Origin of the sequence: Chloroflexus aurantiacus J-10-fl (genome assembly GCF_000018865.1) — a bacterium.
Taxonomy (GTDB): domain Bacteria; phylum Chloroflexota; class Chloroflexia; order Chloroflexales; family Chloroflexaceae; genus Chloroflexus; species Chloroflexus aurantiacus.
Genome location: NC_010175.1, coordinates 3,623,415 through 3,649,079 on the forward strand (window position 1 = coordinate 3,623,415; position 25,665 = coordinate 3,649,079).

At 57.4% G+C, this 25,665-nt stretch carries 22 protein-coding genes and 1 pseudogene; 8 read left to right on the top strand and 15 right to left on the bottom strand.

Annotated features, from left to right (window positions below; all coding sequences use genetic code 11):
- Positions 1-19: 19 nt before the first annotated feature.
- The 11 genes from trpB to CAUR_RS14255 form a co-directional block, all read right to left on the bottom strand.
- Positions 20-1,210, bottom strand: coding sequence for a tryptophan synthase subunit beta (gene trpB / locus CAUR_RS14205; RefSeq protein ID WP_012258563.1), 1,191 nt, complete (start codon positions 1,208-1,210; stop codon positions 20-22).
- A gap of 106 nt (positions 1,211-1,316) precedes the next feature.
- Complete coding sequence (locus CAUR_RS14210) at positions 1,317-1,664, bottom strand: Trm112 family protein (protein WP_012258564.1); 348 nt, start codon at positions 1,662-1,664, stop codon at positions 1,317-1,319.
- 56 nt (positions 1,665-1,720) lie between these two features.
- A complete protein-coding gene (locus CAUR_RS14215; RefSeq protein ID WP_012258565.1) occupies positions 1,721-3,214 on the bottom strand; it encodes a UDP-2,3-diacylglucosamine diphosphatase in 1,494 nt (497 codons plus the stop codon).
- A gap of 120 nt (positions 3,215-3,334) precedes the next feature.
- Positions 3,335-3,988, bottom strand: coding sequence for a phosphoribosylanthranilate isomerase (locus tag CAUR_RS14220; RefSeq protein WP_012258566.1), 654 nt, complete (start codon positions 3,986-3,988; stop codon positions 3,335-3,337).
- Positions 3,981-5,939, bottom strand: a complete 1,959-nt coding sequence (locus CAUR_RS14225) for an NYN domain-containing protein (RefSeq protein WP_015909278.1) — start codon at positions 5,937-5,939, stop codon at positions 3,981-3,983. The genes CAUR_RS14220 and CAUR_RS14225 overlap by 8 nt, the downstream gene beginning before the upstream one ends.
- Positions 5,940-6,240: 301 nt before the next feature.
- Positions 6,241-7,206: a glycosyltransferase family 2 protein gene (locus CAUR_RS14230; RefSeq protein WP_242604935.1), complete on the bottom strand. Its 966-nt coding sequence runs from the start codon at positions 7,204-7,206 to the stop codon at positions 6,241-6,243.
- A gap of 77 nt (positions 7,207-7,283) precedes the next feature.
- A complete protein-coding gene (locus CAUR_RS14235) occupies positions 7,284-8,027 on the bottom strand; it encodes a hypothetical protein (RefSeq protein ID WP_012258569.1) in 744 nt (247 codons plus the stop codon).
- Positions 8,024-8,758 (bottom strand): ABC transporter permease, encoded by a 735-nt coding sequence (locus tag CAUR_RS14240; protein ID WP_012258570.1) that lies wholly within the window; start codon positions 8,756-8,758, stop codon positions 8,024-8,026. Before CAUR_RS14240 ends, CAUR_RS14235 begins: the two co-directional genes overlap by 4 nt.
- Before the next feature lie 279 nt (positions 8,759-9,037).
- On the bottom strand, positions 9,038-9,889 hold the full coding sequence (locus tag CAUR_RS14245) for an ABC transporter ATP-binding protein (protein ID WP_012258571.1): 852 nt from the start codon (positions 9,887-9,889) through the stop codon (positions 9,038-9,040).
- A 38-nt stretch (positions 9,890-9,927) separates the two neighbouring features.
- Positions 9,928-10,578, bottom strand: coding sequence for a TetR/AcrR family transcriptional regulator (locus CAUR_RS14250; protein ID WP_012258572.1), 651 nt, complete (start codon positions 10,576-10,578; stop codon positions 9,928-9,930).
- Positions 10,579-10,588: 10 nt separating this feature from the next.
- The gene (locus tag CAUR_RS14255; RefSeq protein WP_012258573.1) at positions 10,589-10,795 is read right to left on the bottom strand and encodes a hypothetical protein; all 207 of its coding nucleotides are present in this window, start codon (positions 10,793-10,795) and stop codon (positions 10,589-10,591) included.
- A 290-nt stretch (positions 10,796-11,085) separates the two neighbouring features.
- Between CAUR_RS14255 and CAUR_RS14260 the strand changes: the two genes are divergently transcribed.
- Both CAUR_RS14260 and CAUR_RS14265 read left to right on the top strand, forming a co-directional pair.
- Positions 11,086-11,880: an inositol monophosphatase family protein gene (locus CAUR_RS14260; protein ID WP_012258574.1), complete on the top strand. Its 795-nt coding sequence runs from the start codon at positions 11,086-11,088 to the stop codon at positions 11,878-11,880.
- Between the two features lie 10 nt (positions 11,881-11,890).
- On the top strand, positions 11,891-12,955 hold the full coding sequence (locus CAUR_RS14265; RefSeq protein WP_012258575.1) for an SPL family radical SAM protein: 1,065 nt from the start codon (positions 11,891-11,893) through the stop codon (positions 12,953-12,955).
- Here the strand turns inward: CAUR_RS14265 and rimI are convergent.
- The 4 genes from rimI to CAUR_RS14285 all read right to left on the bottom strand — a co-directional run bounded on the left by rimI (position 12,910) and on the right by CAUR_RS14285 (position 17,343).
- Complete coding sequence (gene rimI / locus CAUR_RS14270) at positions 12,910-13,572, bottom strand: ribosomal protein S18-alanine N-acetyltransferase (protein ID WP_012258576.1); 663 nt, start codon at positions 13,570-13,572, stop codon at positions 12,910-12,912. The two genes, CAUR_RS14265 and rimI, sit on opposite strands and share 46 nt — an antisense overlap.
- Positions 13,573-13,670: 98 nt before the next feature.
- Positions 13,671-14,498 carry a hypothetical protein gene (locus CAUR_RS14275; protein ID WP_012258577.1) on the bottom strand — a complete coding sequence of 276 codons (828 nt, stop codon included), beginning with the start codon at positions 14,496-14,498 and terminating at the stop codon, positions 13,671-13,673.
- Between the two features lie 954 nt (positions 14,499-15,452).
- Positions 15,453-16,238: a DUF4058 family protein gene (locus tag CAUR_RS14280; protein ID WP_012258578.1), complete on the bottom strand. Its 786-nt coding sequence runs from the start codon at positions 16,236-16,238 to the stop codon at positions 15,453-15,455.
- Positions 16,239-16,557: 319 nt separating this feature from the next.
- Positions 16,558-17,343, bottom strand: a complete 786-nt coding sequence (locus CAUR_RS14285; RefSeq protein ID WP_012258579.1) for a DUF4058 family protein — start codon at positions 17,341-17,343, stop codon at positions 16,558-16,560.
- 330 nt (positions 17,344-17,673) lie between these two features.
- Between CAUR_RS14285 and rny the strand changes: the two are divergent.
- From rny to CAUR_RS14315, 6 genes and pseudogenes are all read left to right on the top strand, one after another.
- Positions 17,674-19,299: pseudogene (gene rny, locus CAUR_RS14290) on the top strand (ribonuclease Y).
- A 197-nt stretch (positions 19,300-19,496) separates the two neighbouring features.
- A complete protein-coding gene (locus tag CAUR_RS14295) occupies positions 19,497-19,826 on the top strand; it encodes a stage V sporulation protein S (RefSeq protein WP_015909285.1) in 330 nt (109 codons plus the stop codon).
- A gap of 333 nt (positions 19,827-20,159) precedes the next feature.
- On the top strand, positions 20,160-20,423 hold the full coding sequence (locus CAUR_RS21250) for a hypothetical protein (protein ID WP_179944191.1): 264 nt from the start codon (positions 20,160-20,162) through the stop codon (positions 20,421-20,423).
- Positions 20,424-20,820: 397 nt separating this feature from the next.
- Complete coding sequence (locus CAUR_RS14305) at positions 20,821-22,662, top strand: DUF294 nucleotidyltransferase-like domain-containing protein (RefSeq protein ID WP_012258582.1); 1,842 nt, start codon at positions 20,821-20,823, stop codon at positions 22,660-22,662.
- An 8-nt stretch (positions 22,663-22,670) separates the two neighbouring features.
- Positions 22,671-23,369, top strand: coding sequence for a 3'-5' exonuclease (locus CAUR_RS14310; RefSeq protein ID WP_012258583.1), 699 nt, complete (start codon positions 22,671-22,673; stop codon positions 23,367-23,369).
- A gap of 451 nt (positions 23,370-23,820) precedes the next feature.
- Positions 23,821-25,662 (top strand): SLC13 family permease, encoded by a 1,842-nt coding sequence (locus CAUR_RS14315; protein WP_012258584.1) that lies wholly within the window; start codon positions 23,821-23,823, stop codon positions 25,660-25,662.
- The last annotated feature ends 3 nt before the right edge of the window (positions 25,663-25,665 follow it).

Genomic DNA, 25,665 nt, shown 5'->3' on the forward strand with positions numbered 1-25,665 from the left:
TGCTCCGCGCCCTTCAAGTTCAGATTGATACCCCCAACAACCCGGCAACGGTAAAGATATCTTTGTCACCGCGGCCTGACAGATTGACCAGAATGATCTGGTCGGGGCGCATCGTTGGCGCCAGGCGAATGGCTTCAGCAACCGCATGGGCGCTTTCCAGGGCCGGGATGATCCCTTCCAGGCGAGCCAGCAACTGGAACGCCGCCAGCGCCTCATCGTCGCTGGCCGCGGTATAAGTGGCGCGCCCGCTGTCGTGCAACCAGGCGTGCTCAGGGCCGATGCTGGCGTAGTCAAGCCCGGCGCTGACCGAGTGAGTGAGCGCGATCTGGCCGGCCTCGTCTTGCAAGACGTAGGAATAGGTGCCCTGCAACACACCGGGCGTAGCGGCGCGGAAGCGGGCTGCATGTTCGCCGAGGCGTTCACCTTTGCCGCCGGCCTCTACCCCGCGGAGCGCCACACCGTGATCGTCCAGGAAGGGATGGAAGATGCCAATCGCATTCGATCCACCGCCAACACAGGCGACCACCACATCGGGCAGGCGTCCGGTTTCGGCCAGAATCTGCTCGCGCGCTTCCAGACCGATCACCCGCTGAAAGTCGCGCACCATTGTTGGGTAGGGGTGCGGGCCGAGGGCCGAACCCAACAGGTAGTAACTGTCAGGATTGGTGACCCAGTCGCGCATCGCTTCGTTGATCGCGTCTTTGAGGGTGCGTGAGCCGCTGCTGACGCCGCGCACCTCGGCACCGAGCAGGCGCATGCGGAAGACATTGGGCTGCTGGCGCGCCATATCATCAACACCCATGTAGACCACACACTCTAGCCCCAACAGCGCGCAGACGGTGGCTGTGGCAACCCCATGCTGACCGGCACCGGTCTCGGCAATCACCCGTCGTTTCCCCATCCGTTTGGCCAGCAAGCCCTGGCCGAGTGCATTGTTGATCTTGTGCGCACCGGTGTGGGCCAGGTCTTCACGCTTCAAATAAATCTGCGCACCGCCACAGTGCGCGGTCAGGCGGGCAGCAAAGCTTAGTGGTGTGGGTCTGCCGGTATAGGTGCGGTGGAGCCGGTTCAACTCCGCCCAGAAGGCGGGATCGGCTATTGCCGCGGTATACGCCTCTTCCAGAGCACTGACCGCCGGCATCAGCGTTTCTGGGACGTATCGCCCACCGTAGGGACCGAAACGGCCCGGTCGTGAAGCAACCTCGTGCATAGTCTGGCTTTCTAGGAGAATAGAGCAAAGCGAAATGAGCAGACAGATTTGTATAGGCCAACACGCCTCCCGTGTAGCACGGGAGGCGCTTGTAGCATAGGCGACGCTACTTCTGAATCAGGCTTTCGTCCTTGTTCTTCTCGCCTTCTTCGAGCAGCATAATCGGAATGCCGTCTTCAATCGGATAGCGGTAGCCGTTGCGGCGGTTGACCAGCCACTCTTTGCCGTTCGCGTCAACCATCAGCTCGACCGGCCCTTTGTCGCCGGGATCGGCCAGCATGCTCAACAGCTCTGGGCTGATGCTGCTGCGTTGGCCGTTGTTGCCGGTGTTGGTGTTGGTCGCCGGCGTGAGATCGAAGACGCTATCCTCTTGATACTGGCGTACAGCGCGGAAAATGGCAATTGCCAGCCCGATGACGGCGGCAATGCCGAGTAGTCGCAGAACGTTTTTCATGCTGAATGCCTCCTTTTCCTATGAAACCTGTTAGAGATGATAGGTTGCATCTGACCCTATTGTACACGACTTTGCCGCCGTTGCTGCGGTGGTTCTTCGTCGTGCCAGACCTGTGGTGGTTGGGTCGGGCCGTGCCAGACCAGTAACCGACCGTGAGGTGTGCCGGCGCTGTCGTTAACGATCTCCAGAAATGGATAACGCTGGCTGGGGCGACGCATGGTTTCCACATCGAAGACAATATCGGTCCAGGTACCGGTATTGATGTAGCGCCTCCCATCACCCAATTCGATATTGCGGGCCAGGTGGGTGTGACCACACACGAACAGGCGGTCAGCCTGGTACGGTGGCTGGCGCGCAATCTGTGCCATCTCGCGGGCAATTTCATCGTTGAAAGCCGTAACCTCGCGGCTCGCCTGCCGACGGGCTTCGTCGCGCACCTGATCAACCACTTCTGGCAGGTCACCGACGGCTTCGGCGGCTACACCAAACTGACGGGCGATGGCTTGATGGCGTGCAACACGCCCACGGCGGAACGTGGCGATTGGTTGCCAGAACACGATGAAGGGTGAGTGTTTCAGCCATTCGTCTGCTTCGCTGGAGAGATGATGCGGTGGCGCCCACGCGGTGACTTGCAGAAACCCAATAATACCTCGCGTCACAAAGCGGCGGGCATCCGGGTCGCGTAGCCGTTGCAAACTCATCAAGTACCAGAAGAATGCCGATGATGGCTTGATGTTGTCGATTAACGGTGCCAGCGGGAAGGGATCGTCTTCGAGATCGTTGATCACCTCTTTGACCAGTTGGGTGCCGCGCACAACTTCAAATGGTTCACTAATCCCGGCAAAATTGACGAAGCGGTTCCACGGATCGAACTGATTGCCGTGTACGATATAGACGCCACCACCGTGGTAGCTGATGCCAAACCGCAGGCGCGGATCATCTGTTGGCAGACCAAGTGCCTGCCGTAACACCATCTTTGCCGCCGGATAGTGCAGCTCGAAATCGTGGTTGCCGATCAGGATCGTGAGCTGATTGCTGGTGTTCTGCACAAAGCGCCGCAAGGCTGCAACGACGCCGGCGTGAGCGTTGATGATGGCCTCAAGCCGACGGGCCGCTGCCTGTGCGCTCCACTCGTTATCGTCTACGTCAGGCAGGCTGACCTGCAAAAACTCAAAGGTATCACCGGCCAGGATCAGTTCGGTCGGCTCACGATTGACATACTGATCGATAAATGAGATCAAGGCTTCGTCATCGCAAAAATCATCGCGCCTGTCACCACCCCCCAGATGCAGATCGCTAACAACGATGCGGCGGCGACGGGTGTCGATGGCTTCAGGGCCAATCGGTGGTGTGGTGTATGGGGTTGGTCTGATACGGATACGGCGCACTCGTAAAACGATCCACCGCAACAGCATCAGCAGCGCAACGGCCCATACTACCCGTAGAAGCATGCGCAGCAACCGGATGCCAACCGCTCGCAGGATGGTGATGCCAGGCTGTTGGTGTTGTGGTGGTTGGGTGAGGGATTGGTTGGGTCTGCTACGCATCATCGGTTCCTATCTCAAGTGGCTCAGGTGTCGTGTGCCCGGCTGTGCATCAGGCAGAGTGTTAAAGGCGTGTATGCTGCTATCTGACGTTGAGCGATAGCGGCGTGTTGCAGTCTCAAGTTCTTATGCACTGCGTGCAGCAGCGATAAATGCCCTGATCAGGGCCGGGTCTTTCTGGCCATCACGCTCGACACCGCTACTGACATCGACACCCATTGGCTGCACGATGGCGATGGCCTGTGCGACATTCACCGGTGTCAGGCCACCGGCCAGGATGGTCGGCACCTGCCGCGCAATGTGTGCGGCCCGTCCCCAGTCGGCCTGGATGCCGGTACCGCCGTAGGCACCACTGACGTGCGCGTCGATCAGTGCAGTCAGTGGGGGTAGCCCCTGACCAACTGTTGGTATAGCTGCAATACGCGCCAGCCATGCCTGCTCAAGTGGGGTATCGATCATCCGAATCGCTTTGATCACCGGTAGCCCGTGTGGGGTCGGGTAATCTGGCGGCTCATCGCCACTCAACTGAATCGCCTCTAATCCCACTGTGGCGGCAATGTCGGCTACGTGGGCCGCCGGTTCATTCACGAATAAGCCGACGATCAACGGGCGTGGTGGTGGCAGGGCGCGCACGGCGGCGGCAATCTGTTGAGCTGCGGCGACGGTGACTTGCCGTCGGCTGGGCGCAAAGACCAGGCCGATCAGATCGGCGCCGGCAGTGGCGGCTGCCAGCGCCAGATCGACTGTGCGTAGGCCACAGATTTTGATCAGGCTACTCACTCGTCTTCAGGGTGTAATAAACGCGACGGCTCCGAGTCGTGCGCTCAAACATGCCATGGTGAATGGCTTGCTTGAGCATTGTGCGATTCTCTTCGGTAGTACGCGGCAACCCGTGTTGTTTACGTGCAGCCTGAAGCGCACTCAAGAGTTGTTGGAAGGTGGCCGGTTTGCCCAATTCACGGACAGTCGCTCGTAAGAGTTCCCATTCAGCTTCGCTAAATACGACGCTGAGATCAACCTGACCGATACCGTCCTCGGCTGTTGACGCCCCCGCAGATGACTCCACTTCAGCGGTGGATGCCATCGTCGCTTCGTTACCCGACACTGCTGCTGGCGCTGTCATCGCAGGATCGCCTGCCGATTCGGGCAGTGGCGCCGATGGCTCCTCAACCGCCGGAGCAACCATCACCTCCGCCTCGGCGGTTGACTCCGACGCGCCGGTGGTCACCGCTGGCGCCGTCATCGCTAGATCGCCTGCCGGTTCGGGCAGTGGCGCCGATGGCTCCACGACTGCCGGGGCAACCGTCAACCCCGCCTCGTCGGTTGACTCGGATGCGCCGGTAGCCGCTTCGCCAGCCTCGGCGGTTGCCTTCCGCGACCGCCGGCGCCGATTGCGACTCGGCTTGGCCGGTTGTTCGCTCTCGGCTGCACCCTGGGCGGCCTCAACCGTGGCCGGTAACGCTTCCACCACTGGTTCGGCTGGAACAGGCAGTGGCTCTGCCACGAGTTCGACTGCGACAGGTGTCTCCGCGCTGATCGGGGTCGGTTCATCGATCTGAGGCGGATTGTACTCAGGCTCGTCCAGTTCGACAACAACCTCGGTCGTTTCCTGAATGACGGTATGCTCTTCGCGCTGGCGACCACTGCGCCGCGACCGCCGGCGGCGGCGGCGACTGCTGGTGGTTGTGGTGGTCGGTGCCGGTTCTGGCACAACCGTCTTCAACTCTTCGACCACGACCGGGCTGATCTCGGCGATCTGGACACTGCCGTTACTCCCGATGGGCGGATCGATCACCACCGGTTCGGGCGGCAACTCTTCCATCAGCGCCGGGGCAAAGCGCGAAAGCTTCATCGGGTCTTCGCCGGGCAGGAAGACCTCGTTGACCGAGCCTTTGGTGAAGATTTGCACCTTCCCGCGCTGTTCGGCGTCCATCACCAGGTCCTTAAACTTGGAGAATGGCCGTCCGTTCAGGTCACGGTAGCGATTCTCTTTGAAATCGCCACCCATCAGCTCTTTCATCAGCATCTTCAGCGATCCCAGCGTGGTCACATAGCCGCGCTTGCGGGCCAGGTGAATAGCCTGCACCAGCACATCGTAAATGTCCGGTTCGGGCGGGGGTGGGGCAACGACCGGGGTCGGTGGCGGCTCGGCTTCGACCATTTCGAGGGCGCGGTTAAGCTCGGTTGCCCGATTGGCAATTGCCGTGGCGGCGGCACTGGCACTCGGTTGACGCCCGATCAGTTGCTCGTAGAAGACAAACTCGTCGGCGCTTTGAGCCAGATGGGTACTGGCAGCACCGCCGATACCGATGATGTACACCTCTTTGCCGTGCTGGCGAATACTGTGTACCAGCGGAATAAAGTCACGGTCGCCGGTGACCAGAACGAAGCGGGCAACGTTCGGGTTGGTATAGAGCGTCTTCATCGCGTCGATACAAAGGTTCATATCGACACTGTTTTTGATTGCTCGTCCGGTACGACCGGCATCTTTGTCGTAGTAGTACGTGGCAACGTAAATTGGTTCAATAGCGTTGGCGTAAAGGGCACTGGTAATGCGAGGATAACGGTACCAGTCGGCGTAGGCGCGTGAAATCACGACGCGGCCGAGGTCGTTGCAGCGGTCCATAATCGCTTCGAAATTAGGCGTGGCGTTGAGCTTGTCGCGCACGCTGACATAAATGTTCTCGAAGTCGATGAAGACCGCGACATCTGGTCGCTTTTGGTCGTACATCGTTGTCTTGTCTGCTCCTGTTGTGCATTGGGAGGGTGGAGCGCGGAGCATTCATCGACGCCAGCTCACGCTATCGTACCGGGTTGTTGTATCACTACCGGCAACGGCCTGCTCGCAACGGCGAACGGCGTACACACATCTGATCCAGGTAGCGTTACGACGAACTGCGGAGCAATGCGTCGGTATGTTCACGCGAACCAACCTCACAGCGTTAGGCTTGAATCGCGATATAAAAATCTCATCTACATGTGAGCAGGGTATTGTCCCGCCAGACAATTCTGCTCTTGTTGCTACTATAGCATCAGCCTGCAACCTTCGCAACCGGTATTGATGAGAAATTGGAGCTGTCACGCAAAATGGTGCCGTAAGCCAGGAGCTGACCGCGCAGAGCATCGCGGTCGATCCGCCCATTCAGATAGTCGCGCCAGGCTTTGCCGGTGAGGCGAAGCATCCCAACCGTGACCAGGGCAGCGTAGGCGCGTTGCGTGATCGGTGAGGCAAACTTCTGCATGTAGCGCCGGCGGGCACGCCAGAGCGCAACCTGCATGCGCCAGCGGAATTGACCGGTAGCCGCGCCACCAACATGCACAACCCGCGCTGCCGGTACCTGCCAGATCGCCCAGCCGGCCTGTTTGATCCGCCGGCACCAGTCGACCTCTTCACAGTACATAAAGTAACCTTCATCCATCCCACCAACCTCAGCAATGGTGCTGCTGCGGACGAGCATACACGCACCCAGCGGGTAGTCAATTGGGAAGGGGGAGTCGCCTAATTCGTGCGGATAGCGACCGTGCCACCAGGAATCGTACAGCCGACCGGGTAACACCTCACCCGGTGGGAAGAGATCGAGAGCCGTGGTGATCAGATCGGGAAAGCGAAAGGCTGCCCGTTGCAGGCTGTGATCGGGGTTGAGCAGGCGTGGCCCGACCAGGCCGACCCGCGGGTGGGCAGCCAGAAAATCGGCCAGCGCCTCGATGGCACCAGGTAAGACCTCGGTGTCTGGATTGAGGATAAGGACGGCATCGTTGTGTTCGTGCAGCAGCGCAATGCCTTCATTGCTAGCCGCCGCGTAGCCGGGGTTTTCTGGCCGTTCGCGCAGGATAACGTGCGGGAATTCGCGTCGGACAAGGGCAACGCTCTCGTCGTGCGAGCCGTTATCAACCACGACGATCTGTAGCGGAAGATGGCAATGCTCCAGCGCTGCCAGACAGCGCCGGAGCAGCGGAGCGGTGTTGTAAGAAACAATAACGACGCCGATATGCTGCATACGATTGTTCATATCAGGGCGGATGCCGGGTTGATAAACCACCACATCTGCTCAGGTTTAAGCTGATGATTCCCGGCCTATTCTACCATTATCCGGTTGAAGCGTTTCCCGAACAACCAGATGATGATTGCCGGGTAGACAACTGCGGCGATCAGGTAGGGCCAGGCAGTGGCGATCTGACCATCACTCAGCAAGAGATAGCTCTTCATCGGCCAGTAGGTTGGAATGACCATAAAGAGCACTTCCCAGTGTCCATCACCGATAAAGGCAAAGATCGGCATGATCAGCACAACGCCGGCGAGCTTCATCAGCGCGAAACCCTGCACCTTATTCTGGGCCAGTGCTGCCATAAAGAGGGCCAGGGCAGGCGCAATCGGCGCAGCCGCAATGGCCGTGAGGAACGTCGCCGGGATTGAGATGTCGTCAAGCGCCGACAATGGAAAGAGAATAAACATCATGGCGATGGTCAGAACAACGGGTATGGCAATACGATACGCGAGATAGTTCCTGAGCGAGAGTGGCGTGACCTGCAACGCTTTCAGCGTTTGGTCGTCCTTTTCGTCGAGCAGTAGAAAGCCGATCATAATCCCGAAGATTGCCGGTGTCATCACTACAAAAAAATAACTCAGGAAGAGCGGGTACCACGGTTCGAGGTCGAAGGCGTACTGTGCGCGCAGACGTGCGGTGAGCGGCGGTAATCCAACTCGCAGAATGATTGCTCCCAGGATCGGCAGGAAGATCATCCACGAGAGCATCTTATCGCGCCAGACACTGCGCAGATCGATTGGGCCAAGAGCACGGAGTGTTTGCAACATATTCATAACGACCTCGCTAACGATACGCTTCGCCGCCGACTGCCCTCTTTGGTCACCACGAAGCGGTAGAAGGTGTGCCGCCCGACGACCCATCCGATACTGATCCAGACCAGACTGTAAAGAATACCGTACCACAACTGCCAGGCCGGTAGCGGCTTGTAGGCTGCCTCCACCAGTATCAGGGGTGCCTGAAGTGGATGCAGGTAGATCAGCCAGTGTTGCCAGAGATCAAAATAGGGTAACAGCGGAATCGAAAAACCCATCGTCCATAGCGCCGAAGGCAGGATGAATTCAGAGATCGAATCGTAACGCGCCACAACAAAAAATCCGTATAACGTGTACATGGCGACAAAACAACCGATGCCGATTAGCATCCACAACCAGTTAAAGGCTGGGCCGCTCACCAGCAGGATCAGGGCCAGCGACTCGCTGGCTGAAAGGACGAATAGACTGATAATCTTCGCCAGCAGATACTCCCAGTCGCGGAGCGGGGTGACAACCTGTGCTTCCAGCACGCCTTCCCCCTTCTCCAGCAAGACCAGCCCGGCCATAAAGAAAAAGCTGTTAACCACCAGCGTTTCCAGCAGAATGGCCGGCCACCACAGTTGCCAGTCCACGCCATCGAGTTGACGTAACAAAACAACCAGGAGCGCGACGATCAACACCGTAACGAAGTAAAATCCGTTGCGATACTGGCGAACAATATCCCAATAGGTTGTGTGTAAGAGACGGTTCATAGCGTTCTCGCAGTGTAATATCTAATCCGGTGTTATAACGTTTATGACCCGTGATCCAGCGATCAACCTGCCACCCCTGAGCGTGGCAGCGTAGAACCGGTGTTGCCACTTCGTCAATAGTGGTCTCACGTTCCAGCGCGGATACCGTTCCCAGACCGGCTTGCCGCAGCGCGTGGTGTGGAGGACAGCGGCTATGCTGCCGCACCAGCCGTGCTTACGATCAGGGGCGTACCAGGACGTTCACCCTGCCTGCCGTACCGAACGGTTGCTGATGACGGGTCAATTCAGATTGCGTCCAGTCACCTGAATAAATATCTGCTCAAGACTGGCCTCCTGCGTGTGAATGGTCTGTACTGGCAGACGGAGTACATCGTGGAACTGACGATTATCGGCCAGACCGTCGAGGGCGAACTCGCAGGCGTCCAGGTGACCGTTGACCAGATATTCCACCCGTACCAGTTTTTTGCCGTACTGCAACTTCAGCTCCCGTGGCGAGTCGATGAGCCTGATCTGACCGTCGATGATGAATGCCACCCGATCACACAGCTCTTCGGCGATGTTCATGTCGTGGGTGGTGAGGAAGATGGTGCGGCCAGCTTCTTTCTGGGCCTTGATCAGGTCTTTGATCCGCCGTGCATTGACCGGGTCGAGACCGGCAGTAGGCTCATCGAGAAAGAGCAGTTGGGGCTGATGCAGGAGCGCACGGGCCAGGTTGAGCCTGATCTTCATCCCCTTTGAATATTGTGAAGCCAGCAGGTGGCCGTCCTCGCTCAGACCAACCATGTCGAGCACAGTCTCAGGTGCCAGGGTTGGCCTGGAATACAGGCGCGCAAAGTAGCGTAGATTTTCGATGGCTGTGAGCTTGCCGTAGTGATTGGGCAGCTCGAAGCAGACACCTACCTGCTCGTAGAGGTTGTCGTCCCAGTCACGCAGATCGCGACCGAGGATCGTGACGTGACCACGAAAGCCACGCAACAGGCGGATCAGAATCTTCTGCGTGGTGGATTTACCGGCACCACTGGGGCCGAGAAACCCGAAGATTTCACCGGCCTCAATGGTAAAGGTGATGTCATGCAACGCCGGTGTGCTGGTGCCGGGATAGGTAAAAGAGAGATTCTGGACGTTAATCATAAGGTTGTTCCTTGATATTGTTGCGAGTGGTCACAGCGTTATCGCCGTCGCATGCCCCGTTCCAGGATGTCGATCACCTGCTCGATGACACGACGCATAGCCGGTTGGAGCAAGACGATGCCTCCCTCGCGCAACAACTCTGCCGGATTGACCGCAAAACGCTCGATCAGATGATTCCCCAGCTCGGTGAAGACAACGTTCAACACGAACGCGGCTGTGTCGGCGTCGAGGTCGGGAACAAGTGAACCATCGGCAATGCCCTGTTCGACCAGTTGTTTGAAGTAGGCGAAACTGCCGTGTCGGATCACCTGCATCGTTTCCGCCGGTAGTGGCACATCGTCGTACAGCGCCTTGTAAGCGATCTGCGCCAGGCGGGGGTTGTGAAACTGGAACTGAATACCGACATCGAGCAGCCAGCGGAGATAGGCAAACATATCTGTGGTTGATGCCGGCGGTGTTTGGCGGAGAAAGGCGGTTTTCTGCTCGATGCCGAGCTGAATCAGATACAGGTAGCAGTCTTTCTTGTCAGCGAAGTACTGATAAAAACTGCCTTTGGCAATGCCGGCCCGCTCGGTGATGCGATTGATCGAAACGCTGTCGTAGTCGTTCTGGGCAAACTCATCGAGGAGAACATCGATCAGGCGTGACCGTTTCTCTTCGGGGAGGTTGAAGAAGGTTTCTGTCGGCATTGCTATGCTCCTACAGCCAGAGCAGGTACGTCCCGGCAATTACCGTTCCAACTCCCAGGCCGAAAATGAGCGCGGTAGTTCCCTTCTCGCCAATGAGCTGGACAAAGCCTTGAATCTTGCCGAGCCGCCAGATCGCCGCCGGTTTGGCAAGGCTGATGTAGAGACAGGTCAGCCCGTAGAGAAGGAGGAGAAGACCGATGATGTCTGGAATGCTCATTGGAGTACCTTTCTTTCAAGTGACCACCTGGTCATATGACCAGGTGGTCATATTATAAGACGGTGACAGGCCGTTGTCAAGATAGTAGTTGCGTCGCAGCGCACGATGAGGAGCGGTCGGGTCGTGCGGTGGATTATGTTTAACAATGGCAGCGAGCAGCGCCGGCAATCGTATGGTGCCGTCACGCATTATTCGCTGTTACGCACTTTGTCCGATTTGCGGATTGCGTTCTCCCTGCTACAATGACAATGGTACTGATACGTCATTGATACACAGGATTGATTGCCGTGATGCTTGATTTTGCTATCGATCTCGCCTACCGGGCCGGCACGCTGATCCGGGCCGGCGCCGAGCGTGATGTGAGTTACGAACCGAAACAGTACGCCGATGTGGTGACCGAAGTAGATCGAGCCAGTGAAGCATTGATTGTCGGCGCGATCCGTGCTCGCTATCCCGATCACGCGATTATCGCCGAGGAGGGGAGTGGGGTGAGTATGTCATCGCCCTACACCTGGCTGATCGATCCACTCGATGGAACGCTCAATTTTCTCCACGGGCTGCCGATCTTCTGTGTCTCGATTGCCCTGCTCGCCTATAACGAACCGTTGCTGGGAGTTGTCTACGATCCCATGCGCAACGAGCTGTTCTACGCCGAGCGTGGTCGGGGTGCATTTCTCAACGGGCGACGGCTGCGGGTTTCGCAAACACCCACGCTGGCACGTAGTTTGTTGAGCAGTGGGTTGCCCTACGACCGGTTTGAGCAGCCTGACAACAATCTGGCCGAGTTGACCCATCTGGCGATGCTTGTACAGGATATTCGGCGGCCCGGCTCAGCAGCCCTCGATCTCTGTGCAGTCGCTGCCGGTCGCACTGATGGACACTGGGAGCTGGGGCTGAAGCCATGGGATGTTGGAGCCGGCGGGTTGATCGCCCTCGAAGCGGGTGCCACCGTCACCGACTGGCAGGGTGAGCCGTGGCGACCGCTCGGCGGTGATCGACTGGTCGCAACCAATGGTCTGATCCATGCCGAGCTACTGGCAGCCCTGGCTGAGGTTCGGCGTCAACGTTCGCTGAAATTGTCGTAGTTGGGTTGGTATGGCGTACTATCAACGAGAACTGGCGCCCAATGTACCGCCGCTAAGTGCCCGCCGACCGCTCATCAACGAGTATTTTCTCTCGGCCTATACGATGAGCGTTTATACCGGCTGTGAATTGGGCTGTCCCTATTGCGATAGCTGGGTGTACAACGAACGCCCGCTCAACGAGACGATTGCGATCCCGGTTGATCTGCCGCAACGTCTGGCAGCAGCGTTGCCAAAGATTGATCGTGGTGATCTGATTGCGATCAGCGCCTTGAGCGATCCCTATCAACCGGCTGAGCAGACCTATCGGATTACCCGCCAGGTCTTGCAGCTTTTTGCCGAACACGGTCAGCCATGTCTGATTATGACCAAGAGTCCACTCGTGCTGGAAGATCGCTCACTGTTGCAAAAGATGAACGAGCGTAGTCTGGCGGTGGTGGTAACGACGTTGCTGACCCTGGATCAGCATCTGGCGACGCGCCTTGAAGGACGGGCACCGTCACCCCAACTCCGCCTGGAGATGCTTGCCGAGCTGAAACGGGCGGGTATTCCGGTTGGCGTGGCCTTGTTGCCGGTGATGCCCTATGTGAACGACAGCAACCTCAATCTGCGACGGGTATTGCACGCCTGTGCTGAGGTTGGGGTTGATTTTGTGGTGTGGGATTATCTCCACATCCCAAATGAACGGCATCGTCATCGGATCAACGTGCTGCTCAGTCAGTTAGGCTCGTACCCACCGCGCTACTATCGCGATGTCTATCGCGATCAGGCCACCGTCAATCCGATCTATCGTCATGATCGTGATCGCGAGTTATTGCAACGGTGCGATGAGCTAGGGCTGGCACCGCGCGCACCGCACCAGCTCTACGCCGGAAAACTCTCGCCACGGAATGAAGCGGCGTTGCTGCTGCGACACGCGGCGTTTCGTGATCGATTGCAGGGGAGGGAACGACTGGCCCATCTGCACCGTGAACTGGCCGATGCCATCTTCCAGGGTCGTTTTCGGGCTGCCGATCTGCGCCAGAGTCCACTCTACCCGACGGTTGGACCGTTACTTGGACTCCCAACCACCACTTGATCGACCTGTTGACGTAGCCGTTCGTGCAATTGTCGGCGTAGCTCACGGAGACGCTCCTTATAACTCGTCGTTGTGATGGGGTCTGTCCACATCACCAGAGCGTCTTCGTGATTGTCAACATAGTAGTTCGCCCGTTGACCTACCGGACGAAAGCCGTATTTGAGGTAGAGGCGCTGGGCCGTCAGGTTACTGACCCGCACCTCGAGCGAGAGGTACTGAGCGTTCAGTTCGTAAGCACCATCAATAAGCGCATTGAGGATCAGCTCACCAACTCCGCGCCGGCGATGGGCCGGTGCAACCGCAATCGTTGTAATGTGACCACTGGTTTCGTTCAGCCAGATACCGCCATAGCCAACGATTGGTGCAGTACTGGTAGATGCGGGGGCAACCAGGCCAATGCGTTGCAACAGCCGCAGCAGGAGAGGGTAATCGGTTGCAGGGGGTGTGCCATCGGGGAGCTGCGTGTCGGCGCGGGCCACGACATACCGGCACGACTGACGGTTGCGAATCTCGCGGCGATAGGTCAGGGCTGACCACGGTGCCATCTGACTCTGCCGCTCGATCTCTTGCACGGCAGGAATATCTTCTTCACGCATTGGCTCGATGAAGTAGTACACACGCCTTGCCCCATTGCGTGAATGGTGCACCGGCTGATCGCTGGCGATACCGGTGCACGTTTCGTTCCAACAGATGAAAGATACCGTCTACCCAACCGCTACGGTGTGAGTGGACGGGCCGATTCGACGAAGAAGATACTCTGGTAAGCGCCATCACGCCCGAAACCACCGCCGGTCTGGAACGTGCCGGTTACTTCAACCAGACCCCAGACAAAGCTGTTATTGGGGCCAACATTCAAAGCCGCTGATTGATCGGGTGGGAATTGCTCAACCCAAATGGCTCCACCGACCGGTTGCGGACTGGAACCGTCTTCTTCGGTCGAAATACCTTCCGCCAGCACATAAATGACCGAATTCCAGAAGTAATATGCCTGCGTGGTTACCCGCTGACCCTGATACTGATCGGGATTGCGGAGTAGCTCGAAGAACGATACCTTATCCGGCCCCAGTGGTCGATCAGCAAGCCGCTGCTCGACCCGCCGAATCCGCTCAATCGGTTCGGCACTGCTGACCGTCAACAGGTAGCGGTAGGCACCACCCGGCCCATAGTTACCGTTCGCCTCGAAGCGACCACGCACGCGCACGAAGCCATACACCGAATCGCCCGGACGATGAAGGTGCTCGGTAACTTCAGCCGGAAATCCTTCGAGCCAGATGGGTTCGCCGATAGGTTGAGCATCCAGCCCATTGTCTAGCGTGCTCACACCGACTGCCAGTACCGATAGTGATGGGTTGCCGGGTCGCCAGACGTAGGCTCCATCAACTGTCACTTCTCGACCGGCGTAGTTGGTTGGATCGGTAGTCAATTGCTGAACGTACAAGGGATTTGTAAGTGAAACGCCACGGTTAGTACACGTGGCTAATATAAGCATACAGAGTGTTAATACCACCAGGAGCGTCGTGGCTCGCCATGATGAACGAAGCATGTGTATTTCCTCACCTTGTGACAGGTTGAATATGGTGCATCCAGGGCATACCCGTCTCCTAACCATGCCTGATCCCGATTATAGCAGATGGTAGAAGGGTGTTCAACTGAGGCTTTCCCTTCTTATATCAAATCTGGTGTATACGGAAGCCGCTCCAGCCCTGCCAGCACGTGCTGGATGAATTGCCTGTCCCGCTCGTCGGGCACGTGTCGCGAAGTTTGGAGTGCGGCAGCCATGCTGCCGCACCAGCCGCGCTTACGACCCAGCGCGTGGCCCACCGTTCCCCATCCTGGTCATGGGGATGCAGGATGTGCTCGTTTCGATCATCGAGTCGGTCAGGCATGAATACGCTACCTGCGCGTAGACGTTTGGTTGTACCAGGTTCGTGCCTGCGCACCAGCAGTCACAGCCAGCATCTAACGGCGGTAGAGAGGAACGCCTCCACGCAGGCTGGAAGCCTGCGCCACGGGGAGTGCTTGCAGCCCAGCCTAACGCAGCGTGACATGTGGGTAATGCATAGCCCTGGGAGCGCGAGCCTCCGGCTCGCCCAACTCCGACACCCTGGGAGCGCGAGCCTCCGGCTCGCCCAGCTCCGGTACCCTGGGAGCGCGAGCCTCCGGCTCGCCCAGCTCCGGTACCCTGGGAGCGCGAGCCTCCGGCTCGCCCCCTCCGACCCGCCCCCAACGGGGTTTGAGGTGGTGATGCATCGCACCCTGAATGCGGACGCACCAGACAACCCTCTCGTACTGCGGTGACCATTGATGTAGTTAGCAGATGGCGCACCTGGCCGCAATGCAGCGCAGGGATGCCTCTTGAACGTGGGCATCGTTGGGAAAGAGATTGGATCACTCACCTGATGTGGATACCGTTCGCGCTCGCAGGTAAACCTTTGTGCCCACCGCACATTGCACCGGACGGGCAGCGTATAAGACACTCCAACCTGCCGCTTAACCCTTACCGCAACCCCATCGCACGCAGATGCTGATCCAGCCAGGCAGCTTCGTCTGGGGCGAGGGGTGGCGGTGGCGGGTCGGCGCGGTAATCGATCAGCCGTTCGTAATGGGCACGACGGTAGACCTGACGCAAGACCGCGCCGAGGTCAAGGGCGACATCGGGGTCAGGGTAGCTGAGGGGCACCGGCAAGACCGGGAGCGGGTCGCTGAGGGCAATCGGCCAGACATCGACCAGTGGCCGGCGATAGGCTCGGCTGAGGAAGACGCAGTAGGCGGTTGGTGGCAGGGGCCGGGCCAGTTGCGGACGAACCCCGCCGCGCAAGAGGTCGATTTCGAGCAGATGAACGCTGCTGGCGAAGAGTTCCTGCCGCTTCTTTTCGTAGGCATCGGCGCCATCGAGGCCGGGGCGTTTGTTGGCGGGTGAGAGCAGCTCAATGGCGGTGATCAGGGTCTGCTGAACAACGGCGCGGATTTCAATTCGGGCATACCGGGTGGGTACCGTCATCTGCACCGGCAGCGTGAGCGGCGCGGGGGTGATGGTTGCTGTAGCGGTACCGGTGTCGGCAGGATCATCACGCAGCACGCCAATATCGGGCACAAACGCCTGTCGGGTGGGGGCAATCTCGATACTCTCCAACGCGATGTAGGGCGTGATGAGCGCAATATAGGCTGGCCCAAGCTGTTCCTGGATGGCATCACACATCGCGCTAATCAGGCGCGCATGCACATCCGGCCACAGCGCCGGCTGTTCGAGGTATGGGTCCATGCCGGGAAACGGTAGCTCCATCACTCCCTCCGGGTACGACTCGCTTTTCTGCGCTATCAGAACCTCTTCTTTCGAGTAGAAATACTCAGGCTATAACACCCCTTCGCCGTTCCGCCCTGCAAATACACTGTCGTGCGCTGTCATATTCACCATGCCTGCCGGCTTAAGCATTTCAGACGGTACAAGGAGCGATTACCTCACTATTGTACGATACTCTCTCCAGGTCAGTGCTATCGCATACGCGATTGTAATACCTGTTGGTGAACGGTGGAGCTATGTGTACTACTATGTCAGCTTCAACACGGGTCAAACCCCTTCTCCACGACGGTATCGTTGTCAGCTACCGCAACCCCATCGCACGCAGATGCTGATCCAGCCAGGCGGCTTCGTCAGGGGCGAGGGGTGGCGGTGGTGGGTCGGCGCGGTAATCGATCAGCCGTTCGTAATGGGCACGACGGTAGACCTGACGCAAGACCGCGCCGAGGTCAAGGGCGACATCGGGGTCAGGGTAGCTGAGGGGCACCGGCAATACCGGCAGCGGGTCGCTAAGGGCAATCGGCCAGACATCGACCAGTGGCCGGCGATAGGCTCGGCTGAGGAAGACGCAGTAGGCGGTTGGTGGCAGGGGCCGGGCCAGTTGCGGGCGAACCCCGCCGCGCAAGAGGTCGATTTCGAGCAGGTGAACGCTGCTGGCGAAGAGTTCCTGCCGCTTCTTTTCGTAGGCATCGGCACCATCGAGGCCGGGGCGTTTGTTGGCAGGTGAGAGCAGCTCAATGGCGGTGATCAGGGTCTGCTGAACAACAGCGCGGATTTCAATCCGGGCATACCGGGTGGGCACCGTCATCTGCACCGGTAGCGTGAGCGGGGCGGGGGTGATGGTTGCTGTAGCGGTACCGGTGTCGGCAGGATCATCACGCAACACGCCAATATCGGGCACAAACGCCTGTCGGGTGGGGGCAATCTCGATACTCTCCAACGCGATGTAGGGCGTGATGAGCGCAATATAGGCAGGTCCAAGCTGCTCCTGGATGGCATCGCGCATTGCTGCAATCAGCGCTGTATGCACATCCGGCCACAGCGCCGGCTGTTCGAGGTATGGGTCCATGCCGGGAAACGGTAGCTCCATCACTCCCTCCGGGTGTTGTTGTTTATTGCATGATACCATGCGATATGTGAAGAAACAGGTGGCCTGATGCTCCGCATGACAACCTGGAAGCCCCGTAAAGACGTTGTTCAGGGGCGGACAAGTAACAGCAATCACCGTACTACACGAGCTTGATGCTGCGTATAGCAATGCCATCGCTCCATCGCTTTGGAACAGGCTAGAGTTGTCATCACAACAGGTCTGGTAAAAATCATCGGTTTTCTCATTTGAGAAGTATGTTATCTTATTCACTATTGGCAAGAGTCTTGACAGGTGGTACATCGATCAGTATGATGAAAGTTACCTGTATGGATTGAAAATCCACAGTTACAATATCTATCTGCATATCGTCGGTCATACTTCCATCCGGCGTCGTGCACATTAACAACTGCATAGGAGGCTACCGTGACAGAGCTACTCTGGGCCGTCGTCGCCCTGCTGGCAGGGCTGGCTGGCGGTGCAGGCATAGGTGTCTATTGGGCGAACAATGGCGTCAGCTCACTGGTCCAACGTAAAGCTGCCGAAGCCCGCCTGTTAATTGAAGAGGCGCGTTCGCAGCAAAAAGAAATCCTCTTGCAAGCAAAAGATGAAGCGTTACGGATTCGAAACGAAGCTGAAGCCGAGTTACGTGAATCGCGCCAGAGCTTGCAAAAACAGGAAGAACGTCTGCAACGTAAAGAGGAAAATATCGATCGTAAATTAGAAGGGATCGAGCGTCGTGAGCGGCTGATCCAGCAGCGCGAGCGTCAGATTGAACAGTTGACGCAAGAAGCTGAACGGTTAAAGCGCCAACAGGCGCAAGAGCTAGAGCGAATTTCGCAGTTATCGCGTGAAGAAGCGCGCTCAATTATTCTGGCCGAAGTTGAGCGTGAAACACGTGAAGATGCAGCCCGGCGCATCCGTGAACTCGAACAGCAAACGAAAGAGGAGGCCGATAAAATTGCCCGTAAAATTATCGGTCTGGCCATTCAGCGCTGCGCGAGTGATTACGTTGCAGAAATGACCGTCTCAACGGTGAACCTGCCGAGTGAAGAACTGAAAGGGCGCATCATTGGTCGTGAAGGACGCAATATTCGCGCCTTCGAGCAGATCACCGGTGTTGATATTATTGTTGATGATACCCCTGAAGCGGTGACTCTCTCGTGCCACGATCCGGTACGTCGGGAAGTAGCACGAGTGGCGCTGTTGAAGTTGTTGAAGGATGGCCGGATCCATCCTTCCCGTATCGAGGAGGTGGTTCACAAGACACAACTCGAGATCGAGCAGATTATGCGCGAAGAAGGTGAGCGTGTCGCTTACGAAGCGAATGTGCAGGGGTTGCACCCCGATCTGATTAAGCTGCTCGGTCGTTTGAAATATCGCACCAGTTATGGGCAAAATGTTTTGCAACATTCGCTAGAATGTGCCTTACTGGCAGCCCATATGGCTGCTGAATTGGGTGCCAATGTCAATATTGCCAAGACCGCTGCGTTGTTGCACGACATCGGTAAAGCGGTTGATCACGAGGTTCAGGGTCCGCACGCTCTGATTGGTGCCGAAATTGCCCGGCGTCTTGGGCGGTCGGCGGCAATCGTGCACGCCATCGCAGCACATCACTACGATGAAGAACCGCAAACCGTCGAAGCCTTTCTTGTGATTGCCGCTGATGCAATTTCTGGTGCCCGTCCTGGTGCACGTCGCGAAACGCTTGATCTGTACATCAAGCGGCTGGAGGCTCTCGAAACCGTTGCTACATCATTCCCCGGCGTCCAGCGTGCGTTTGCTGTGCAGGCCGGTCGTGAGGTGCGGGTGATGGTGCAACCCGATCAAATTGACGATCTGGCCAGTATCCATCTGGCTCGCAATGTGGCTAAGAAGATCGAAGAGAGTCTGCAATATCCTGGTCAGATCAAAGTGACGATTATCCGCGAAACCCGCGCCGTTGATTATGCACGGTGATGTTTGGCCAGATACACCCAAATTTGGTGATATTTTGGTCTACACATCACGATAACGTGTGGTACAATTACAACACGCTTTCGATCGTCGGCTATAGGGTTTTTACACGAGGAGGCTGCGCCGGTATGAGCCTGGCAACTCCGCCCGATGATACGAGCCGTCTAACTACCCGTACACGTCACCAACAGGAGGAAGCTATGAGCAACGCCCAGCCGCTAGAGCGGGCTGTTGGCGAAGGAAACGCCACCCCCGCTCGTCAGCGCAGTGCCGAGGTCTTGAAGGTCTCGACCCGCTCGCGGCCGAGTGCCGTTGCCGGCGCAATTGCCGGTGTAATGCGCGAGAATGGTTCGGCCGAGGTACAGTCAATTGGCGCTGGCGCAACCAATCAGGCCATTAAGGCCGTTGCTATCGCTCGCGCATATCTGAGCGAGGAGGGTATCGATATCGTCTGTATTCCGTCGTTTATCGATGTCGCTATCGATGACGAGGAACGCACGGCTATTCGTCTCCTCATCGAGCGCCGGTAGTCTCCTGTGTAGTTCCATCGTCGTTGGCGAGGCATCTCCACCTAGAGGTGCCTCGTGCTTTTTTTGACCGGTGCGGTGTGCCTGTCGTAGCCCCGGCTGTCGATCTGGTTGCAGAGGGAGCGTGTTTTGGCGCTGCACACGTCGCGTAGTCTGGCGTGCGGAGGCCATGCTTCTGCACCTGCTATGTGAGCTGCCAGGGGCCTGTTGCACCGGTTATCCTGCTGGCTGCGAGGAGAATGTTTTTCTCTCCATCCTGGTGATGATACATTGCCTCATCCTGTCCTGTTGGCAGAGAGTAGCTCCGTTTGTGCCATTACGCGCTGGATGGTTGCTTTGTCCGCTCGTCATGCGCGTGTTGCGGCGTTTGGAGTGCGGCAGCATGGCTACCGCAGCAGCCGTGCTCGCTGTCCGGCGCGTGGTACGCCGTTGCCCCCACTGGTCACGGGGATGCTGGATGTGCTCGTTACGATCATGGGGTTGGTCAGCAATGAGATAACTCCTGACAGCCGTTTTCTGAAAGAGGTTCTACTCTTCCAAATGGTCTTGCGTGTATCAGGTGGATTGGCAACCTTCCCCACCGGGTCATTAGCGCGATGAATGATGCCACATCTTGCTCACAAATGTGCATTCTTCAAGTGTGATCCTCGTACAGAAGCATGACCAGGTGTGCCAGTCGTAGGGGCACGGCATGCCGTGCCCCTACGATTTGATGCGATACGGAAATACCTCTTGGGTAATGGTTGAAAACATTCGTTACCACACCATATTTCACCCACGGATGAGATGACTTCTACTATTTTGCTCTGCTTTCATCACCGAGAAGATGACAATATCGGTTATCATAAGGGCGTAACCCGGTTTTCTTTTGCTATCGGTGTGTAGCATGATTGCGCTACGGCAGTTAAGCTATTGTCACCTCTCGCGAATGATGATTGCCGGTCGATAACATCGGCTGTTGATACATTCGCCATTGTTGTAGTTGCAGGGTTTCGCAATGGATGAGATCGCACGCTTTTTACGCTCGTATCCACCCTTTGACCGCCTTCCCGAACAGGTTGTGCATCAAATCGCCGGTGAATTGCAGATTGAGTTTGTGCGGGCAGGGCAGACCATTCTCACCAAAGGCGGTGAACCATCGTCGTTTCTGTACATCGTGTGTAAGGGTTCTGTCGATCTGCTGCGTAGTGAAGATCAGGTCGTTGATACGCTTGGCCCCGGCGAGGCGTTTGGTCATCCTTCGTTGATCCGTGGCCAGCCACCGCTGGTCACCGTTCGTGCACATACTGATACGCTGCTCTATCTTCTGCCCGGTGCGATCTTTCATCGCCTGCGAGCTGAACAACCACAGTTTGCCGCGTTCTTTGCTGCTTCGGTTATCGAGCGGCTCGGCTATGCCCTGCAATCACGACAGTCGGAATCCAACCCTGCCCTGTTTCAAACCCGTTTACGCGATCTGGTGGCTCGTCCGCCGGTATCGATTAGCCCAGAGGCGACAGTTGGCGATGCAGCTCGTTTGATGCGTGACGAGCGGATTTCATCGTTGATTGTTGAACATACGCCTATCGGCATTATCACCGACCGTGATTTGCGCAACCGGGTATTGGCTGAAGGGCTGCCGGATACGACGCCGGTACGCCAGGTGATGAGTGCGCCGGCAACTACGATAGCGGCTGACGCGCTGGCGTTTGAGGGGTTATTGCTGATGCTTGAGCGAGGTATCCATCACTTACCCCTTGTTGAAGGTGATCGGGTCGTAGGGGTCGTTACCCACACCGATATTTTGCGCCGCCAGAGCAATAGCCCGCTCTTTTTACCGCGCCTGTTGCAACGGGCGACATCGCTGGCCGATTTACGTCGTTATACCGATCAGGTGGCTGATGCAGTCTTCACGCTGACCGCTGCCGGAGCGCGGGTCAGTGATATTGGCCGGGTAGTGGCTGTGGCGCACGATGCTCTATTACAACGCCTGATCCACGATGCCGAGGCGCAGCTTGGACCGCCACCGGTGCCGTATGCCTGGCTTGTGCTCGGTTCCGAAGGACGTTACGAACAGACGTTACGCACCGATCAGGATAATGCGCTGGTGTACGATGACTCGGCTTCGGCAGACGATGTCCGTTACTTTGAGCAACTGGCTACCCTGGTGGTTGATTGGCTGGTTGAATGTGGTTTCCCGCGCTGTCCAGGCAACATTATGGCGACCAATCCCGAATGGCGCCAGTCACTGGCTACCTGGCAACGCTATTTCCACCGCTGGATCGAGATTCCCGATGAGGAGTCGTTGCTGCGTATTGCAATCTTTTTTGACTACCGGCAGGTATATGGTCAGTTGCCCGCCGAACCTGTTCTGCGCACAATAACTCAGCACGCTGCCGAACATCGCATCTTTATGGCTCGCCTGGCCCGCGCTGCGTTGCGACAGCCGGCGCCGTTGACCTTCTTTCGTCAGGTTGCGCTCGAACGACGTGGTGATCAACGCGATCTGCTCGATCTCAAGCTGCGCGGAACGGCGATGGTAGTTGATCTGGCACGTTTGTTTGCCCTTGAAGCCCACAGCAATGAAACGAACACCATTGCCCGCTTGCGGGCAGCCAAAGCTGCCGGTGTGCTGAGCCACGAAGATGCCGATAACCTGATCAGCGCGTTTGAATTGCTCTCAAGTTTACGATTGCACCATCAGCAAAAGCAGATTGCGCTTGGTCTGCCACCGGATAACCTGGTCAATTTTCATCAACTGGGGCCGCGTGAACGGCGTGAAGTCAAAGAGTCCTTGCAGGCGATTGCCTCTGTCCAACGTGGCGTAGCGCTGATGTTTCAAACTGACCGACTGGCGTAGAGGTGTCTATGGCGTTTTGGGCGAGACTGTTTCAACGCACGCCACCGGCTGATTTTGTACGGGCCTACGAAGCCTTTCCCGAACCTGATCGGCGTTTACCATGGCGGGAAGTTCCCTACACCGTGATCGATGTCGAAACCACCGGCCTTGATACCCGTCATGATGCCTTGATTGCCGTTGGTGCCGTGAATATCGAGAATGGGCGGGTCTTGCTCAAACAGACCTGGTATTCGCTGATCAAGCCACCTCCTGATCGTGAACCGAGTGTTGAGAGTATTCGGGTGCATCACTTGACACCAGCCGAGCTACAGAATGCGCCGCCCGCCGAAGAGGTGCTGGCCGAGTTGCTGCGTCGCATTGCCGGGCGGGTGTTAGTTGTGCATGTGGCGCAAGTGGATGTTCGTTTCATTAATGCCGCGCTGAAGCCGTTTGGTGGTAAGTTGCGGCGACCAATTCTGGATACTGCTCGTCTGGCTCTCACACTCCATATGAATGCGCGCTGGTTGGGCGAACAACCACACGATATGCCCGATCCCGCAATTGAGTTGCGTGGTCTGGCAACGGCGCTTGGGTTGCCGGTGTATGCCCAGCACAACGCGCTGAATGACGCAGTGACAACAGCTCAGCTCTTTATCGCGCAGGCGACAATACTGGCAGATCAGGGGCGGAGTAATCTGGCCGGCCTGATCAGGGCTGGAGGGGTATAGGCACATCTGTGGCTGGTCGTCGCTGGGTGTGTGTTTAGTTGATAGTCTGACAATGGCGATGCCAGTGGTGTTGCCAGGCGAGAGCTGTGCAAGAGAACTTATTTCATAGAAGCCGTGCTATCGTGCTACGAGACCGTCACTCAGGCGCACACGTGCTTGCCAATCACCAGCGATAGCCTACCCTGCTCTTGGCCTGCTGGCAGAGAGCAGCTCCAACCGTACCATCACGCGCTGGATGGGTTGCCTTACCCGCTCGTCATGCGCGTGTCGCAGAGTTTGGAGTGCGGCAGCCATGCTGCCGCAGCAGCCGTACACACGATCCGGCGCGTGGTATGCCGTTGACCATACTGGTCACGGGGATACTGGATGTGCTCGTTACCATTAGAGAGTCGGTCAGAGAGGTATTAGATAACTTCTCGTAAGCGTTTTTGAGATAGGTTCGAGCCAGCTCATGACATTTGACATCATTCTGGTCTTTTCCATCCTGCTCTGCGTGATTGTCCTTTTCACCACTGATCGAATCCGGATCGATCTCGTAGCAGTGCTCGGTATGCTTGCACTGATGCTCGGTGGGATTCTGACCCCGGCTGAAGCAGTCGCCGGTTTTGGTGATACGACGGTCATATTGATTGCGGCATTGATGATTGTTGGTGATGGGTTACTTCAGACCGGGGTTGCGGCCTGGATTGGGAATAAACTCGGTAGTATCGCCGGGCAGAGTGAGCGCCGGATGCTGGTAACTTTGATGGTTCCGGTTGCGTTCCTGTCGGCGTTTATCAGCTCGACCGGTACCGTGGCAATTATGATTCCGGTGGCGCTGAGTCTGGCTCGCCGGGCAGGGATTAGCCCTGCCCGCCTGCTGTTACCGCTCGCCTATGCTGCGCTCACCGGTGGTATGTTGACGTTGATCGGAACGCCACCCAATCTGATTGCGGCAGAGGCATTGGTCAGTGCCGGGCGGCCACCTCTCGGCTTTTTCAGCTTTACGCCAATTGGGATGACCATCCTGGTCATGATCACGCTCACCGTGGCCTGGTTTGGCCACTGGCTGTTACCGGTGCGCGATGTACCGGTGTCAGAAGTGGAGCGGGGGCCAACCCTGGCCGAACTGGCTGCTGACTATTTCCTGACCAAAGACCTTGTGCAGGTACGGGTGTTAGCTGATTCGCCACTGGCCGGACACACGCTGTCTGAACTGCGGCTCCAGAATCGCTACGGTATTACGGTTGTTGGGGTACGACGCTGGCCTGGATCACGGCCAGAACCGGGGTCACCGCGGGCCGTTACGTCGGCAACGCGGATTCTGGCAGGTGATCTTCTCGATGTGATAGGCGACGAAGGCGCAATCGAACGATTTTGCCGCCAGGAGGGAGTTGTTGTCCAGTCCCTATCGTCGAGTCTTCCATTCGGGCCAGATCTTCACATCATGGAAGTGGCATTAACACCGCGCTCGCGCTTTGAAGGGCAGACTATTGCCAGGGCGGAATTATGTCAGCTTTTCGGTGTGACCGTGTTGGGGGTACGACGTCTCGGTCAGCCATTTCAAGGCGATCTTGTCAACGAGCCGTTACGCTTCGGTGATACGCTGCTGGTGGCAGGTGCTCCTGATCAATTACAGGAAATTGTTCGGACACAGCAAACCGCTGGCGATCTGGTGGTGGTCGCCTTCCCACGCGATATGGCAATAACCGGTCATCGGCTTGATTGGCGTTCCTGGACGGCAATGACCATCATGATCCTCATGTTGATCGTTATGGCCGCCGGTTGGTTGCCGGTTGTGACCGCCGCCTTGCTGGCCGCAGTCGCCATGGTGTTGAGCGGTTGCGTGCCGCTCAGTGGGGTCTATCGTCGACTCAACTGGGAGAGTCTGGTCCTGATTGCTGCGATGCTGCCGATGGCAACTGCGCTCAAGAAGACTGGCGGGGCAGCATTCATCGCTGAACAACTGGTCAGCGTGCTGGGTGACTTTTCACCATTGGTTGTGCTGGCCGGTATCTTCATCGTTACCAGCCTGTTGAGCCAGTTCATCTCGAATACGGCGACTGCCGTCCTCATTATGCCGATTGCCCTCGGCGTTGCCGATCAATTGACCCTGGCCCCCGAACCTCTGTTGATCACGGCAGCACTTGCGGCCTCGACCGCCTTCGCTACCCCGATTGCTTCCCCGGTGAACACGTTGGTGCTGGCACCCGGCGAATATCGCTTTATTGACTATGTCCGAGCTGGTGTCCCGCTGCAATTGCTCGTGATGGTGATTTGTCTGATCCTGGTGCCGGTCTTCTTTCCGTGGTAATGT